We start from the raw sequence: 16,106 nt of genomic DNA, 5'->3' as shown, positions 1-16,106 counted from the left end.
GCTGCTCTGGGAATGAATGAGCCGTCACACCCGTTGTCCAGATACCCCCGGGGGGTATACGGTTCGGTGAGGACGGTTCAGGCCGGAAGGAGTCACGATGGTCAAGCACGAGGGGCATTCGAGCGGGCACGGTGAGCATCACGGTGCGGAGTCGGTGCCGGCGTCGTCCGAGCACAGCGGCCACGCGATGCCGGGGGATCACGGGTCCTCGCACGGTCAGGCCGTGAGCACGGCTCCGGATGGTCACGCCGGGCATCCGGTCAGCAGCGAGCACGGTGACCCTGCCGGTCACCCGGGCCACGGCGAGCACGACAGCCATGCAGAGCACCACGACCACGGAGGTCACGGGGGTCACGGCGGTCATGGTGATCACGTGGGCCAGTTCCGGCGTTTGTTCTGGATCATGTTGGTCTTCGCGGTGCCGGTGGTGGGTTTCAGTGGCATGTTCGCGATGATCCTGGGCTATCCGCTGCCGGAGGCGTCGTGGGTCGCGTGGATCTCGCCCGTGCTGGGCACGGTGATGTATGTGTGGGGCGGGCGGCCGTTCCTGCAAGGTGGAGTGTCGGAGCTGCGCTCGAGGACGCCGGGGATGATGCTGCTGATCGCGTTGGCGATCACGGTTGCGTTCCTCGCGTCGTGGGGTGCCAGCCTGGGTGTGCTGGATCACGAACTCGATTTCTGGTGGGAGCTCGCGCTGCTCATCGTGATCATGCTGCTCGGGCACTGGATCGAGATGCGCTCCCTCGCGCAGACGTCCTCGGCTCTGGACTCGCTCGCGGCGCTGCTGCCGGATGAGGCGGAGCGGGTGCGCGAGAGCGGCGTGGAGAAGGTGTCTCCTGCGGACCTGGTGCAGGGCGACGTCGTGATCGTGCGGCCCGGAGGCCGGGTCCCGGCGGATGGCCGAGTGATCGAGGGCACCGCTGATGTGGACGAGTCGATGATCACCGGGGAGTCCCGGGCTGTCAGTCGTGGGCCGGGGTCGATGGTCGTCGCCGGCACGGTCGCCACGGACACGGCCCTGCGGGTGGAGGTGACGGCGGTCGGGGACGACACCGCTCTCGCCGGCATCCAGCGCCTGGTCACCGAGGCGCAGAACTCGTCCTCCCGGGCGCAGCGCATCGCGGATGTCGCGGCGGCGTGGCTGTTCTGGTTCGCGTTGGGCGCCGGGGTGATCACCGCGATCGTGTGGTCGCTGCTGGGCAGCCCCGATGAGGCGGTCATCCGCACGATCACGGTCCTGGTGATCGCGTGCCCGCACGCGCTGGGGCTCGCGATCCCGCTGGTGGTGTCCATCGCGACCGAGCGCGCCGCGAAGGGCGGCGTGCTCGTGAAGGACCGTCTCGCGTTGGAGAGCATGCGGACGGTGACCACGGTCCTGTTCGATAAGACCGGCACCCTGACCAAGGGTGAGCCGACGCTCGCCGCCGTGCACACCGTCGAGGGTGTGCGCGAAGAGGAGCTGCTCGCGGTCGCCGCGGCAGTGGAGGCGGACAGTGAGCACCCGCTGGCGCGGGCGATCGTGAGCGCGGCGGACAGCCGCGGCGTGCGGGTGCCGGCGGCGACCGGGTTCGAGGCGTCGACCGCGGTCGGCGTCACCGCGCACGTGGAAGGGCGGCCGGTCAGTGTGGGCGGTCCGTCGATGCTCCGCGCGCACGACGCGGCCGCGCTCGAGCAGACGCGGGCGTGGGAGGCGGAAGGGATGATCATCCTGCACGTGCTCCGCGACGGCCGAGTCATCGGGGCGTTGGGGCTCGCGGATGAGGTGCGGGAGGAATCCCGGCAGGCCGTGGACGCGCTGCACGCGATCGGCGTGCAGGTGGTCATGATCACCGGCGACGCCGAAGCCGTCGCCCGCAGCGTGGGCGAGGAGCTCGGCATCGATCGGGTGTTCGCCGGGGTGAAGCCGGAGGACAAGGCCGCGAAGGTGATCGAGCTGCAGAACGAGGGCCGCCGCGTCGCGATGGTCGGGGACGGCGTGAACGACGCTCCCGCGCTCGCGCAGGCTGATGTGGGGATCGCGATCGGCGCCGGGACCGACGTTGCGATCGCGTCCGCCGGTGTGATCCTCGCGTCGGATGATCCCCGGTCGGTGCTGTCGGTGATCGAACTGTCCCGGGCGAGCTACCGCAAGATGAAGCAGAACCTGTGGTGGGCGGCCGGCTACAACCTGCTCTCCGTCCCGCTGGCCGCAGGAGTGCTCGCCCCGATCGGGTTCGTACTGCCCATGTCGGTCGGGGCGCTGCTGATGTCGGCGTCCACGGTCGTCGTCGCCGTGAACGCGCAACTGCTGCGCCGCCTGGACCTGTCCCCCGAGGCGAGCACTCGCGCCGCGCGCGAGCGCGGCACCAGCCCGGTCCCTCACGAGGAGGGCCGCAGCACCGTCCAGGTGCGCCCGTAGTCGCCGCTGGCGACCACTCCGCGCTCGTCGGCGGCAAGGACCCACTGTTCTTCGCCGTCGACGAGCGCGAACGCCTCCGGCGTCCCCTCGACTTGCCCGTGGCTTCGCCAGGAGCCCTCGAGAGTCCCCGTCCACAGGATCCCGTCCACGTCGACGCCCACCAGCTCCCCGCCGGCACTGCTGTCCACGAGGAACAGGGCGGGCGCGCCGGAGACGGGCCGGAACGTGACCGCCGCGTCGTCACTGACCTGCACGCCGGTTTCGGTGGTCGCGAACACCCGGTCGGGGCGCTCCGGATCGGCGCTCAGATCCCGGAGCGGCACCTGTGCGGCCGGGATCCAGGTGGCGCCGGAGTCGTCGCTTCGGAGGATGACGCCGCCGGTCGCGTCGTATCCGTAAACGCGGGTGGCCGTGTCGGTGAGGGCGACGGTCGTGAGGTCGTGGAAGTCCGTCTCCCCGCTGAGGGACAGCGGCTCCCACGTCGCGGCCGCGTCGGTGCTGCGGATCAGGCCCAGATTCGGACCCGGCGCTGAATCGTCGGCGGGGTCGGGATGCCCGGAGGCGTAGAACACGCCCTCCGGGGTGATCGTGAACCCCATCGTGTCCTGCGCCCGCCCACCGATCGGCCCCGCGTCCGCCGCGTCCGCCGCAGCGTCCGCCGCAGCGTCCGCCGTAACGGATGCGGGGTAGGTGTTGGGGAGGGTGTCGGTGGGGATCACCCACACTCCCGAGTGCGCGGCCGCGTAGGTGAGCCCGGTCGCCGGGTCCCAGCCCAGCCCGTGCACGTGCTCCAGCTCGTCCGGCGTGGACACGAGCTCGCCCGTCTCCACACGCTCTGACGAAGCGCAGCCGGTGAGTAGCGCCACCGTCACCGCGGCGCCGACGATGACGGCGAGAGGGCGAGGGTGGTGCGGGTGTTCAGCCAAGGGTGACTCCTCGGGCGCTCATGAACGGTTCGGGGTCGACGCGGGCGCCGTTGATGCGGGTCTCGTAGTGGAGGTGGCAGCCGGAGGACGCACCGGTGGAGCCCACGAGGGCGATGCTCTGCCCGGCGGTGACGCTCTGCCCGACGGAGACGAGGTTGGTGCTGTTGTGGGCGTAGCCGGTCTGGATGCCATTCCCGTGATCCAGGAGCACCCAGTTGCCGTAGGAGCCCAGCGGCCCGGAGTAGGCGACGGTCCCGGCGGACGCGGCGGAGATGGGGACTCCGCAGCCGGCCGCGAGGTCGGTGCCGTAGTGGAAGGATCCGACTCCGGCGACGGGCTTGTTCGGGCGCGGCCCGAACGCGGAACTGATCCACCCCGACACCGGCCTCACCCACCCCGACCCTGACGGCACCGGCGCCCCTGCGCCTGCGGGAGGGGCGGCGGGGCGGGCGGCGGGGGCGCTTCCGCCGGACACGGGCGCGGGCGCTGTGCGGACGGCAGTGGCCGCGGCTTGCGCGGCGCGGGCGGCGGCGGCTTGCGCGGCCTGCGCGGCCGCGGCCGCGTCGGCTGCACGCCGGGCGTCCTCGCCGCGCTGATAGTCGGCCTCGGTCGCTTCGCGGTCCTCGGTGAGGACGCTGAGCTGCGCCTGCAACGTCGCCGCGTTCACCGCCTGCTCGTCGCGGCGCTGCTGCACCGCGTCGCTGGCCGCGATCGCGTCGGCCAACGCGTTCTGCGACGCGCTCGCCAGCTCGCCCAGCTCCGCTGTCGCGACGTCCGCCTGCTCGGTGAGCGATTGGGCGGTGTTCGCGTCCGCGGTCGCCGTCGCGTAGATCGTGTCCGTCGTCTCGGCCAGTTTGCTCATCGTCGAGAGCTGGTTCAGGAGGCTGCTGCTGTCCTTCCCGGTCAGCAGCGACAGGGTGAGGTTCGAGCCGGCGGTGCGGGACAGGGACGCGGCGAGACGGCCCGCCTGCACCTGCGACGTGTCCGCGCGGACGGTGGCGGCGTCCGCCTGCTCCTGCAACGTCGCCGCGCGATGATTCGCCCGGTCGTAGGCGCCCTGAGCTCGCTCGTACGCTTCGCCGCGCTGCTGCTGCTCCCGCTGCGCCGCGGCGACCTCCGCCTCCAACCCTTGCAGCAGGCCGGTCAACTCGGTGATCTGCGCTTGCGTGCTCGCCTCGCTCGCGCGAGCGCTCTGCACCTGCTCCCAACTCGGGTACTCCGCTGCCTGCGAGGCCGGCGCGCTGAGGAACAGGGATGCGGTGACGGTGAACACGAGCACCGCCGCAGCGCCCGCCCGGCGGGCGGGCGTGGTGCGCGGCTCAGCCAAGACCGACACCCAGATCGCTCATGAAGCCTTCCGGGTCCACGGGGCTGCCATCGACTCGGGTCTCGAAGTGCAGGTGGCAGCCGGAGGACGCGCCGGTGGAGCCCACGAGCGCGATGAGGTCGCCGGCGGCGACCGTGTCGCCCACGTCCACGAGCAGGTCGCTGTTGTGCGCGTAGCCGGTCTCGATGCCGTCGCTGCTTTCCAGCAGGATCCAGTTGCCGTAGCTGCCGGCGTAGCCGGCTTCCTCGACGGTGCCGCCGGTCGCGGCGACCACGGGGGTACCGCAGGGGGCGGCGAGGTCGGTGCCCTTGTGGAATGCGCTCACCCCTGCGACCGGAGCGTCCGGGCGGGGACCGAATGTGCTCGAGATGCGGCCCGCGACCGGCACTCGCCAGGCGGCAGACGCGATTCCGCTGTCCTCGATGGACGCGGCGGAGTCTTCTGATGCGTTGTCCACGAGTTCCGTGGCGACGGCGGCGGTCACCAGCACCTCGGGTTTGGCTTCCGCGCCGAACGCGTCCCGGGTGACGGTGAGCTGCACCGCGCCGGCCGCGACGAACGTCTGCGGCTGCACCTCGCTGACGGCCAGGGTCATGGTCGTGGTCGGGGTGCCTTCCACGGCGAACGCGGGCATCGAGGAGGTCACCGCGATCATCGTGACGAGAGTCATCGCGGACACCCCGGCCAGACGCGGCCGCATCGTGGCCGTGCCGGGCGGGAGCGGTCGCGGGCGGGCCGCGGCGCGGGCGGCCTGCTGCAACGCGTGAGCGTCCGCCCGCGAGGGCGCCGTGTACGTCGTCCGGCGTCCGAGCGTCAGCACAGCCTGCCGCGGGGACGTCTCGCGGGTGCGGGTCCGGGTGCGGTGCAGGTCACGGCGGCGCGGGTCGCTCGTCGGCGTCGACGCGCCGCTCACCGGGCAGCTCCCGACCGAAGCGGACGGGGGTGAAGAGGGGTGTGGTGCATGGGGAACGTTTCTGGTTCGAGCGCCCTCGATGGACGCGAAGAAGAAGAGGGGTGGGGATCGCCAGGTACGGCGACCCCCACCGGGGCGCGGCGGTATCGCACGCGCCCGGGCGCGACGCAGCAGCGCTGCGCCTGCCCAAGAAGAGGGGGAAGGGGCGTTAGAGAAGGGGCGAGTCAGCGGGACGCGAGGAGGTCCTGCATGGTCGCGATCTCCTCCGTCTGCGTCTGCACGATCATCTCCGCCATCTCGATCGCGTCCGTGTTCTGGCCCTCATCGACCTCGGTCTGCGCCATCTCCACAGCACCCTCGTGATGCATCGTCATCTGCTCGAGGAACAGCGTCTCCGCCTCGGCGCCGGACGCGTCCTCCAGCGAAGACATGTCCTCGTCGGACATCATCCCGTCCATGCTGTGATCCATGCCCGACATCGAATCCTCAGCCCCCCACGCGGTGAGCCACTCCTCGAGCTGAGAGATCTCCGGCCCCTGCGCTTCCTTGATCTGCGTCGCCAGGTCGGTCACTTCAGTGCTGATGCCGTCCTTCGCGAGGATCATGTCGGCCATCTCCACCGCCTGCTCGTGGTGGGGCTTCATCATCTGCGCGAACATCACGTCCTGGTCGTTGAAGTCCGCCTCCGACGCGTCGGCGGACGAGGACGGGGCGGCAGACGCGGACGAGCTGCTCTCGCCCATCCCCTCCATGCCGCTCATCTCGGAGGAGCTGTCCGAGCAGGCGGAGAGAGTGATCGCGGTCGCCAGAGCGAGAGTCGAGGCGAGAAAAGTGCGCTTGGTGTTCATGAGTGTCGTATCCGTTCAGTCGGTTGCAGAATCGCCGAAACCACGCCCTGCGGGCGCGGTGATGAAGTCGCAGCGGACGCTGCGACGACAGGCGAATCAGGTGCGACTGATCGACAACACCGTCAACGACGGCAAATACACGTGGAACCTTGCGCGCGGCACCAGCCGCAGAAGACGCGGACCCGCGTCCAGCACGCGCGCGAACATCGCCGGAACCCGCGCCAGGAGGATCAGGGACGCGAGGAAGAACACGATGACGCACGTCGCCGCCATCAGCGCGCACCCCATCGCGCAACTGTCATCACATGGCACCATCGGCACGACCGCGCCCTGATCGGCGCCAGCCGCGAGAGCCATCCCGCCCGTCGACGCAGCCACCGGGTCGGCGTGATCATCGGTCTGCGCGTGCGTGTGCCCCGCGGAGAGTGCAGCGTCGGAGTGGCTGCCCGTCATGGAGTGCATCGCGAACACGCCCAGCAGCAGCGCCGCCAGCGTCAGTACGACGACCACCGCGCGGATCAGCGGTGTGGACAGCCGAGAAACGATGCCATCGCTCATGAACCACACCTCCGAAACCGCACGTCACTCCTCGCCGGGCGACAGAAGAAGACGTCCGGGCATACCCCCCTAGAGTATGCAGAAAGCAGCCGGAGCGGCTGAAAACCCTCTCCGTACCCGTCCGACCCGCGCAGCAGCGGACGAGCTGCACCAGCACCGGGGGGACGAGGACACCGTGACCGAGCAGACCACCGAGCACGACGACACCGCTGGTACCCACGGCTACATCTCCGACAAGGATCAGTACCTTCGCCGGCTGCGCCGCATCGAAGGACAAGCCCGCGGCTTGCAGAACATGGTCGAAGACGAGCAGTACTGCATCAAGATCCTCACCCAGATCTCCGCGATGACCAGCGCCCTCGAATCCGTCGCACTCGGCCTCCTGAACGACCACCTCAACCACTGCGTCCTCGAAGCCGCCGCCGCCGGCGGCGACGATGCGAAGGCCAAGCTGCAAGAAGCCTCCGACGCCATCGCGCGACTCGTCCGCTCCTAAACGCATCGCGTTCGCGCAGCTCAGGATCAAACACCTAGAGCCTCCCCGACGACACGAAGCAATGTCAGAACACCGCCACGGAACGCTGCAGTCCACATGTCCCGATAGACCCGTCCGATGAATTGTTCGGTAGGGGGACGTCAAACGGGATACTGGTCAGATGGCTGAGCTGATCGGATACGCCCGCGTCTCGACGGACAAGCAGGACGCGCAGGCGCAGCGTGACGCGCTGCTCGCCGCGGGGGTGCCGGCTGACCGGATCTACGTCGACGCCGGCCTCACCGGATCGAACCGCGAGCGGCCCGCGCTGCGCGAGGCCCTGGCCGCGTGCGACACCGGCTCGACCCTGTTCGTGACGAAGCTCGACCGCCTTGCGCGCTCGATCACCGATGCCCGCGACATCGTGGACGAGCTGACGCGCAGGGGAGTGCGGTTGAACATCGCCGGGTCGCTCCACGACCCGACCGACCCGATGGGCCGGCTGCTGTTCAACGTGCTCGCGATGATTGCGGAGTTCGAGGGCGACCTGATCCGCGCGCGCACGCGCGAGGGGATGCAGATCGCGAAGGCCAAGGGGAAGCTGCGCGGCCGCCAGCCGAAGCTCTCCCCGAAGATTGAGGCGCACCTGGTCGCGGAGTACCGCTCGGGCAACTACACCGTCGCGGAGCTCGCCCAGCAATTCAAAGTGACTCGCTCGACCGTCTACCGCGCGGTGGAGCGCGCGAGCGTGACGGAGTTGCGCGCCGTCGACGTCACCCTTCCGCTGCCAGCGGAGTCCTCGTGACCGGTTCCAAAAAGCATCACTACGTCTCGGCTTTTCTGCTACGCCACTTCGCGAACGAGGGGAAGGGCCAGCTTCGTGTCGAGCGCGTCGACGCTGGCAAGTCCTACACCGCTCACCCCCTCGACATCGGCGCGCGAAACAACGCGCACACCGTCAGTTCCCGTATGGACAAGAACCCGACGTTCTACGAGGACGGGATGGCGGCACTCGAGGGCGAGGCCAGCGCTGCTATCCGTGCTCTTCTCGACTCTGACTCCGACGTTGTGCCGGCGGATCTTCGTCCGACGCTCGAACGGTTCTTGGTGCTGCACTTCTTCCGTCACCCCGAACATCACGAGCGGTTCAAAAACGAGATCCGCGTGGAGGAAGCCGAGAAGATCGCGGCGCTCGGTGGGGACTTCGAGCAGGCATTGAGCGACACGATGGTTGCCGCGATCGCGTACGCCGCCGTACCTAACGACACCCGCACCGGCGCCGACAACCCAGAGCGGTGGGCGTTGTACTCGAATCACTTTGCCAAGTTCACATGGAGAGTCGTCCGATACCCCAAAGACTCGCTCGTCATCGGTGATCGACTCGTCTGCACGTCCGGCGCGACTGGGGCTGGTCCAAATGAGGTCTCCGAGCGTGCCAGCCTGTACGGCTTCGCGGGGCTGGCATGGTGTCGACGGATCACGGTCCCGCTCTCTCCCCGGGTGGGCCTTCATCTGTCGCTGCGACGCGATGCTCCACCGCTCAATGCGACGCTTTTCAATCGAACGACAGTGCGTAACAGCCGGTCCTTCGTGGCTCACGCGCCAGATTGGTCGGCGCGTGAGCCGGAGCTGCATCGAGACGTACTCGCTGACGTCGCGCGTCAGCGCTGGGCGGTCGTTGACAACTTCCGGGCAGTTTCCGCCATGTCACCTCTGCTTGCGGTGGAGCCGCCCGGCACCGGTGCCTTCGGCGGATGGTCGAAGCTCGTTCCCTGACGGCTACTGCGCCCACGCACCGAGGCCGACCGCGAGTGACCAAATGGGCATCTAAGGCGGCGTGTCGTATCGCGTTAATCACAGCCACAGCTCTACGTTAATCACATGGCTACGACGAGGCGTCCCCGAGGAACGATGGTGGAGCCCACCAACGTTGCCTGGACGGTCGAGCGGCAGGCGCGCGATGACTTCAACGACATGGCGCTGCACGCGAACGTATCGGCCGCGGTGTTCTTTGAGCGCCTGGTCGAGCACGTCCGGAGCGAGCTGACCGACGAGGGGGTCCCCTCGTGGTGGCCATCCCAGCCAACCCTTCTGTCCGATGAGGAGCTGCCCATCGACACCCGTTAACGCATTAGGCCCGCCGCTCACGCGACGGGCCTAGAAGCCTTGGCTTCCCACCTCGCACAGTTTGGCGACTCAGAGGTGTGAAGCAGTCCCACCCAAGAACCGGTTACCAGCCGGGCCTTCGGTGTACCCGCCGGAACGTACCCGGAAGGAATGACCACATCGTAACAGCGGAGTTCGTCTCCGTGCACGTCCGACCCACCCTTTTTTCAGGGGAGGAGTCGGCCGATCGTGCACCTGAGGCGCCACAGGCGGCCGCGTCGCGGCCGAACAGTTCTCGAGCCGGCTCATCATGGAGCCCCGAGCCAACGCCAGGCGCGTACGGTCCGCTTCCGGCGTGGACGTCCGGAGCGCGCTGGTTCGACGCGCTGATGGACGCGTTGGGGACGTCGACGGGGGAGGAGCTGCGCCGCGCTGCACGTGTCGCTCCGGACACGCTGCTGCGCGTCGCTCGCGCCGACTGGCTCGCGGCTGACGTCGACACCGGGCGCGGTGTGACGACAGCACACGAGACGGTCGCGGCCGCGCTGGGAATGTGCGGCAAGACGGTGCAGCGGGCTCGTGCGCTGATGGAGTCGCTGGGCTTCGCCGCGACGGTTCTCGAGGGCCGCTACCTGACTCGTGCTGAGCGTGACGCGGCGCACGCGGCGCACGGTGGCCGCCAGCTCCGCATGGCCTCCACGAGGGCGCTGGTCATGCCGCGTCCCACGCCGGCGACCGTGGCTGCACCGACGTCACGAACGGGCGAATCCTTCGGTTCTGTGGAAAATGTCCAGCTACCCCGTAGGTGCCCAGTTACATCTACAAGTCCAGTTAAGAAACACTCACCAACGCGCGGTGAACCGCGCTCAGGAGCCGCTTCGCGGCAGCCGAGACGACGGAGTGATGCGAAACGCAGCTCGACAGGTCGGCCGGCGGTTCCTAGATCGATTGAGTTGCAGCGCTTCGCTGCTGCGTTGGCTCATCGCATCCCTTGGCTCGCCCGTGGAGTGCACATCGGGCATGTCGTCGGGATGCTGGATCGCACCTGTATTGACGTCTCCGAGTGGAGCGTCGAGGGGTTGATGTTCGCCATGAACGCCTGGCTGTCTCGCGACGGTCGCCGCGTCCCGGAGACGTTCACGAGCCGCAACGCGCTCGGGTTTTACGGGTGGGTCATCCGCAGCGTCATCACCGAGCACTCGCAGCTCGACACCGCCCGCCGGGTCGCTGCTGCGCAGCGCGACGCCGACCGTATTCGGGCCGTTGCGGAGCGCGCGGCCGAGGCCGCTCGCCTGGCGAGCATCGACCAGGACGAGGTGGACCGGATCATCGCGCAGATGAAAGCCGATCAGCGCGAGTTCGAGCGTGCAGCTCGTGACCGCGAGACGGCCCGCAAGCGCGCCGCCGCCGAGGCCCGCGAGGAGCTGGCTGCGCGCGCTGCGGAATTGCGCTCTCGGGGCTGAGCACGCACCGAGGCCATCCATCCGATAAGCGGCGCGATGCCGGAGACGGGCGGCCGTCAGGAGTGCCCCGCAGGGGCATCCCGAGGGGACGCGCAGCGCTCTTGACGGTCGATCGGCGCAGGCAAGAGTGAAGCGTCGGATGGACGGCCGGACCGCAGCCGGCGCGCTCGTCGTGAGAACGGAGAAGCCCCCGCGAGCATGAATGCTCTAGCGGGTGCCTCCACAGCGACGAGGGGGGTCGTCGTGCACGATCAGATTACTCGTCCGGCCACGTCGCCAAGGCGTCGTAGTGAACGATCGTCGGCACTCCGCCGACGGTCTGGATCGTCGTACCGGGCTCTCCGAGTCCGGCCGCGTGTGCGACCGCTGCGAGGACAAGTCGAGTGTGCGCCATGTCAAGGCCGGCGACGTCCTCGCGGAGGTCGACCGGGACACCCTGGCCGAGAGACGAGGCGATCCGCGCGATGCGCTGCTCGCCTCCACTGAGCGCTCCGATTTCGTATGCGAGGCGGTCGAAGTCGACGGCGCTCGTCTGCCAGGCGTTGTCGGTTTTGATCCACGGCGAACCGGCGTAGACGAGACGCGATCGGATGAGAAGTTCGACGGCCGCGGAGAGAGGATCTGAGCCCTCCGCCCAGGAGCGGACCTGCGCGTGCAGAACAGCGGAGTCGTCGTCGGTCATGCCACGTTCTCCGTCGACTCCGCGCCGTTGTTCTCCGTCGGTTCGGTGGCGGGGGCGTCAGCAGTAGCCGGCCGTCGAGAGCGGGTGACGCGCGCTCGCGGCTGGTCCGGTCGCGGCACTCCTGCTGCGCGGAGTTCCTTCTCCGACCAACCCGACGCCAGAGCCTCCGCCCAGGCCTTTGCGTGACGGTTCTGCGCGTCAGTGAGAGCGGTCCGAGCAGCGTCCGTGTCGTTCGCTGCGGTGACGATCGCTCGGACGGCATCGACGCGCTTTTCGACAGTCGATTCGAGGAGGCGGCGCGCAGCGTCAGCCGCGTCCTCTGGGTTTCTGGTGTTGTCGCTCATGCCGTCAGGGTACATGCCCAAATGGGCATCTGGAAGGCGCGACTGAGTCTCCGTTCCGGAGGCTCAGTTCTAGCGCCGCGGAACGGGGCCGGCGGTCCGGCTTCGTGCTCCTTCGCTACGCTCGCGCACGGCCGGTTTGCGGAGCAAGCTGTCGACTTACCGCCGGTAACTCGCTTGCCGACCTGGCGCTGCGCGCCGGCCGGGGGCATACTGGTCGTATGGTCCCCGCCGATTTGGCGGGTTCGCTGCGCTGGGCCGAAGGACAGGAAGGACGCGCCGATGAGTGACGATCGCGGTCGTGCGTTGTTCAGCCGGAAGCGGCGAGCGAACGTCGAGGGAGACGAGAAGCGGGACAAGCCGTATCGCGTCTACGTCACCGACGAGGAGCGGGTGCAGCTTGAGGCTCGGGCGGTCGTGCAGAGCGTCACGGTTCCCCGGCTGCTCTTCGAGTCCGCGATGAACGCCCAGGTGCGGACCGACACGGAGTGGAAGCAGGCTGTCGCCGAGCTGTTCTCCGTGAACTCTCGGCTCGAGAACCTGACGAACAACGTCAACCAGCTCGCCAAGTTCGCGAACACCGAGGGCCGATTCCCCGACGAGGCTGCGGCGATCTACCGCGAGTTCCAGAAGCTCGCTCCCGAGATTCGCGACGCCGTTCGTCGGGTGGCCGGCCTGTGATTCCGAACGTCACCTACGGCGGCCGTATGGACGGCCTGATGACCTACCTCGCGGGCGAGGGGCGCTCGAACGAGCACACCGAACAGCACCTCATCGCCGGCAACGGCGCGATCATGGCGATGCACGGAGAGAGCATCCTCGACCACGCCGCCGCGCTCGCTGTCGCGCGCGATCTGAACCTCCCCAAGGAGGCATTCGGCGTCACCGTGCAGCGCGCGGAGAAGATCACCGACTCGACCACCGGTGAGCTGATGATCGACTCCCGTACCGGGAAGCCGGTCACCGAGAAGGTCGACGCCGACGTGTGGCACTGCTCCCTCTCGCTGAAAGCGGAGGAGGGGCAGCTGAGCGACGAGAAGTGGGGCCAGATCGCCACCGAGTTCGTGCGCCGGATGGGGTTCGCTGGCGAGGACATCGGCAAGGCCGACTGCCGGTGGGTCGCCGTTCGTCACGGCCTCTCCAAGAACGGCAACGACCACATCCACGTCGCCGTCTCCCGTGTGCGCGAGGACGGCACGAAGGCGTACATCCCCTACGACAAGCGCCTCGCCCAGAAGGTCAGCCGCGAGCTGGAACGCGACTTCGATCTCCAGCCCCTCCATTCTCCGGAGCGCGAGTTGGGAGAGCGCGGAGTCGTTCCCGGCGAGCGTGAATCTGCACGCCGACGAGGCGCCGTCGAGGTCGACGCGCACCGCCTCGAGCGCGCCGTCCGATCCGCCGCCACCAGCTCCGCGGACGAGGGCGAGTTCGTGCGCCGGATGCGACAGGCGGGCGTCCTCATCCGTCCCCGCTACGCCGCCGGTCGAGACGACGTTGTCGCCGGCTACTCCGTCGCGCTGCGCCCGGACAAGGGAGCGCCGGCCGTCTGGCACGGCGGCGGGCGCCTCGCTCGCGACCTGACCCTTCCGGAGCTGCGGAAGGGGTGGCCGGACGAGCTGGAGACGGCTCAGGCCGCCGTGGACGAGTGGCGCGCCACCGCGAAGAATCCGTGGCGCTACGAGCCGGTGAAGCCGGGCCGCGAGGAAGCCGATCTGTCGACTGACCTGTACTCGACCTACGCCAAGGACATGACCCGGCTCCACGACTACCTGCGCACCGTCGACCCGTCCGACCGTGCGACGTGGGCGCACGCTGCACGGGAGGCATCCGGCGCGTACGCGGCATGGTCGCGGCGCCTCGAGCCGACTCCCGGACCGCTGGCGGAAGCGTCGCGTCAGCTCGCCCGATCCGCGCACCTTCGCGCGCATGAGTCGACTCCGCGGCCGGCCGCGATGCCGTCGATGGCCGGCACGACGATGCTGATCCTCGCGACCGCCGGGAAGCGCAACAAGGCCGCCGAGGAGGCCATGTTGCTGCGCCAGATCGTGCGCACCACACGGGCGATCATGGACGCCCACAAGGCCGCCGGTGACGTCCGCCGCACGCGCGAGCTCGCGGGGACGATCCGGAACCAGTTGAAGACGGTTCACGAGGGCTACAACGCGCAGATCCAGAAGAACGCCTGGGATGCCCTGCCGGAGGACACTCGCCGCGCCCGCGAGACGGTGCAGGCGAGCTTCGCGACCGGGAGCCCGGTGCCGACGAAGCTCACCAAGGCGGAGCCGACCGTCACCACGACCGCTGCCCCGCAGCGCGGCCCTGAGCCGCGCGAGCGCGACGGACACGAACGCTAGACCCACGCGAGTGAAGGGGAGGAATCACTATGGCTGACGACGACGGAGGCGTGGAGGAGTCCATCAACTCGTCCGCACGGATCGCGCTCACCATCGCGATCCAGCTGGGCGAGAAGCTGGCCCGCGCTTACCAGGAGGCGATGCGCGAAGCGCAGCAGCGCAGCGCAATCGAGGCGCGCGAGCTTGCGGCCCGGTACGAGGGCGAGCGGGCCTCGGCGCGGCAGGCGGTGGCCGTCGTCAACGATCCGCAGTGGTGGGATCAGGCGACCGTGCACGACGTCGCTCGCGTCGCGGAGACGGCCGCGGCGTGGAAGGACGCGGACCCGCAGATCGCGTCCGCCAGTGCACTGATCGCGTCGGAGGCGACGGAGCGCTACGGCGTCGACGTCGCCACGCTGCAGGGCATCGCCCGCGACACCCCGACCGAGCTGGACCTCGCGAAGCAGTGGGCCACCACCGCGGCACCGGAGGGCTACCACCGCCACGACGAAGACCGTCTCACAATGCCTGTCGGTGACACTCGCGAGCCCAACCCTTCCGCTGAACGGGCACTCATCGAGGACTACCGCGCGGCGGTCGCAGGAGACATCCCCGCGATGCACCTGAGCCTCGCGGAGGAGTGGAAGCGCGCCAACGATCCGGTCGGCTACCAGGACTACCGCGTCGAGACGGCCGTCGCCTTCGATGACGACGGACGGGTGCAGCCCGCGGACCCCGCCGTGGCCGAAGCCGCCCGCGCAGCTCTCGTGCAGGAGTGGCGCACAGACCAGGCCGGAGGCCCGGCCGTCGACGCCGGAGACTCCGAGCGGGCACAGTCTCAGCGGGACGTGACCGAGGCTCAGATGATGATCGCGGAGGCTGACCGCCTCGATCGCGCCAACGACGCATCCGCCCAGGTCACACCGACCGAGATCCCGATCGACGCCGCACGTCGCGCGGACGAGCTCGAGCAGCAGGCCGCCCAGTACGACCGCGACGCCGATGCCGGCGGTACGCCCACGCAGAGCCCCGAGGAGCTGCGCACCCTCGCCGAGGATGCTCGATCCCAAGTCGCCCTCTACCGCGACGACAGCGGCGTTCAGAACGCCCCTGGCGGCGTTCCTGCAGCGACGGACGCGGGACGCGCAGCAGCGGCCCGCTCCGAAGGGGAACTCGCCTACGACAGCGCCGAACGCCGGGCTCACACCGCGAACGCGATGCAGGCCCAGGATGTCCCGCAGGAGCAGATCAACGCGCGGATGACCGTGGATGCCTCCTTCGCGACTCCCGCTCGCGGCGCGGACCCCGCAGCGCGCACACGAGTCCCGTCGACGCGCGGCGGACGCGGACAGGGCCGCCAGATCGAACGATCCGAACCCGGCCGCTGACGCCAAAACGGGAAGGGCCCGCGACACCGAATGGTGTCGCGGGCCCTTCCTCGTTCACGTCGATCAGTGCGGCTTACCCAGCGGATTGGGCTGGTTAGGCCCGGGCTTCGACGGCGGCTTCGGCGGCGGGTTCTGCTGCTGTCCCTTACGAATGCTCCTTTGCGTTCAGGGCCTCAGTGTGAAACTGCGGAATGAGGATTGGCCGAGAACATCCCAGTCCACCAACTGCGATTACGTCATCTGCGCGCAAACCGCGCGTCCCTCGGGCCTGCTCATAGGGGCTCTTCCCAGATGAGGGTGTAGGTCGGCCGGGAGCGTCGGTCCGCAGATAGACGTCGAGGTCTCCCG

General features: G+C 69.1%; 16 protein-coding genes. 9 read left to right on the top strand and 7 right to left on the bottom strand.

What is annotated here, in order from left to right:
* Positions 1–187: 187 nt before the first annotated feature.
* Complete coding sequence (locus LRG51_RS19350; RefSeq protein WP_230674287.1) at positions 188–2,398, top strand: heavy metal translocating P-type ATPase; 2,211 nt, start codon at positions 188–190, stop codon at positions 2,396–2,398.
* On the opposite strand, the gene LRG51_RS19345 is transcribed toward LRG51_RS19350, so the two are convergent.
* From LRG51_RS19345 to LRG51_RS19320, 5 genes are all read right to left on the bottom strand, one after another.
* A complete protein-coding gene (locus LRG51_RS19345) occupies positions 2,359–3,324 on the bottom strand; it encodes a F510_1955 family glycosylhydrolase (RefSeq protein ID WP_230674265.1) in 966 nt (321 codons plus the stop codon). The genes LRG51_RS19350 and LRG51_RS19345 overlap by 40 nt on opposite strands.
* A complete protein-coding gene (locus LRG51_RS19560; protein ID WP_268966628.1) occupies positions 3,317–4,651 on the bottom strand; it encodes a M23 family metallopeptidase in 1,335 nt (444 codons plus the stop codon). The genes LRG51_RS19345 and LRG51_RS19560 overlap by 8 nt, the downstream gene beginning before the upstream one ends.
* Entirely contained in the window at positions 4,644–5,321 is a 678-nt protein-coding gene (locus LRG51_RS19330) for a M23 family metallopeptidase (protein WP_230674262.1), read from the bottom strand. The genes LRG51_RS19560 and LRG51_RS19330 overlap by 8 nt, the downstream gene beginning before the upstream one ends.
* Before the next feature lie 467 nt (positions 5,322–5,788).
* The gene (locus LRG51_RS19325) at positions 5,789–6,412 is read right to left on the bottom strand and encodes a DUF305 domain-containing protein (protein WP_230674261.1); all 624 of its coding nucleotides are present in this window, start codon (positions 6,410–6,412) and stop codon (positions 5,789–5,791) included.
* A 96-nt stretch (positions 6,413–6,508) separates the two neighbouring features.
* The gene (locus LRG51_RS19320) at positions 6,509–6,970 is read right to left on the bottom strand and encodes a hypothetical protein (protein WP_230674260.1); all 462 of its coding nucleotides are present in this window, start codon (positions 6,968–6,970) and stop codon (positions 6,509–6,511) included.
* Between the two features lie 175 nt (positions 6,971–7,145).
* Here LRG51_RS19320 and LRG51_RS19315 point away from each other — a divergent pair, with 175 nt between their 5' ends.
* The 5 genes from LRG51_RS19315 (at position 7,146) to LRG51_RS19295 (ending at position 11,014) form a co-directional block, all read left to right on the top strand.
* Positions 7,146–7,466, top strand: coding sequence for a metal-sensitive transcriptional regulator (locus tag LRG51_RS19315; RefSeq protein ID WP_104233622.1), 321 nt, complete (start codon positions 7,146–7,148; stop codon positions 7,464–7,466).
* Between the two features lie 160 nt (positions 7,467–7,626).
* Positions 7,627–8,250 carry a recombinase family protein gene (locus LRG51_RS19310; protein ID WP_230674259.1) on the top strand — a complete coding sequence of 208 codons (624 nt, stop codon included), beginning with the start codon at positions 7,627–7,629 and terminating at the stop codon, positions 8,248–8,250.
* On the top strand, positions 8,247–9,221 hold the full coding sequence (locus LRG51_RS19305) for a DUF4238 domain-containing protein (RefSeq protein ID WP_230674258.1): 975 nt from the start codon (positions 8,247–8,249) through the stop codon (positions 9,219–9,221). Before LRG51_RS19310 ends, LRG51_RS19305 begins: the two co-directional genes overlap by 4 nt.
* 135 nt (positions 9,222–9,356) lie before the next feature.
* Positions 9,357–9,572 (top strand): hypothetical protein, encoded by a 216-nt coding sequence (locus LRG51_RS19300; RefSeq protein WP_230674257.1) that lies wholly within the window; start codon positions 9,357–9,359, stop codon positions 9,570–9,572.
* A gap of 953 nt (positions 9,573–10,525) precedes the next feature.
* Complete coding sequence (locus LRG51_RS19295) at positions 10,526–11,014, top strand: hypothetical protein (RefSeq protein WP_230674256.1); 489 nt, start codon at positions 10,526–10,528, stop codon at positions 11,012–11,014.
* Positions 11,015–11,270: 256 nt separating this feature from the next.
* On the opposite strand, the gene LRG51_RS19290 is transcribed toward LRG51_RS19295, so the two are convergent.
* The gene (locus LRG51_RS19290) at positions 11,271–11,696 is read right to left on the bottom strand and encodes a hypothetical protein (protein WP_230674255.1); all 426 of its coding nucleotides are present in this window, start codon (positions 11,694–11,696) and stop codon (positions 11,271–11,273) included.
* On the bottom strand, positions 11,693–12,040 hold the full coding sequence (locus tag LRG51_RS19285) for a hypothetical protein (protein ID WP_230674254.1): 348 nt from the start codon (positions 12,038–12,040) through the stop codon (positions 11,693–11,695). Before LRG51_RS19285 ends, LRG51_RS19290 begins: the two co-directional genes overlap by 4 nt.
* A gap of 279 nt (positions 12,041–12,319) precedes the next feature.
* On the opposite strand from LRG51_RS19285, the gene LRG51_RS19280 reads away from it, so the two are divergent.
* From LRG51_RS19280 to LRG51_RS19270, 3 genes are read left to right on the top strand one after another with little or no spacing between them, the layout of a single operon-like run.
* The gene (locus LRG51_RS19280) at positions 12,320–12,718 is read left to right on the top strand and encodes a plasmid mobilization protein (protein WP_230674253.1); all 399 of its coding nucleotides are present in this window, start codon (positions 12,320–12,322) and stop codon (positions 12,716–12,718) included.
* Positions 12,719–12,756: 38 nt separating this feature from the next.
* A complete protein-coding gene (locus LRG51_RS19275) occupies positions 12,757–14,391 on the top strand; it encodes a relaxase/mobilization nuclease domain-containing protein (RefSeq protein WP_230674252.1) in 1,635 nt (544 codons plus the stop codon).
* 29 nt (positions 14,392–14,420) lie between these two features.
* Positions 14,421–15,758 (top strand): hypothetical protein, encoded by a 1,338-nt coding sequence (locus LRG51_RS19270; protein WP_230674251.1) that lies wholly within the window; start codon positions 14,421–14,423, stop codon positions 15,756–15,758.
* The last annotated feature ends 348 nt before the right edge of the window (positions 15,759–16,106 follow it).

Origin of the sequence: Rathayibacter sp. Leaf248 (genome assembly GCF_920939495.1) — a bacterium.
In the GTDB taxonomy this organism is placed as follows: Bacteria; Actinomycetota; Actinomycetes; order Actinomycetales; family Microbacteriaceae; genus Rathayibacter; species Rathayibacter caricis.
The sequence above is the reverse complement of the archived record's forward strand: the minus strand, read 5'-3'. Positions and strand labels throughout refer to the sequence as shown.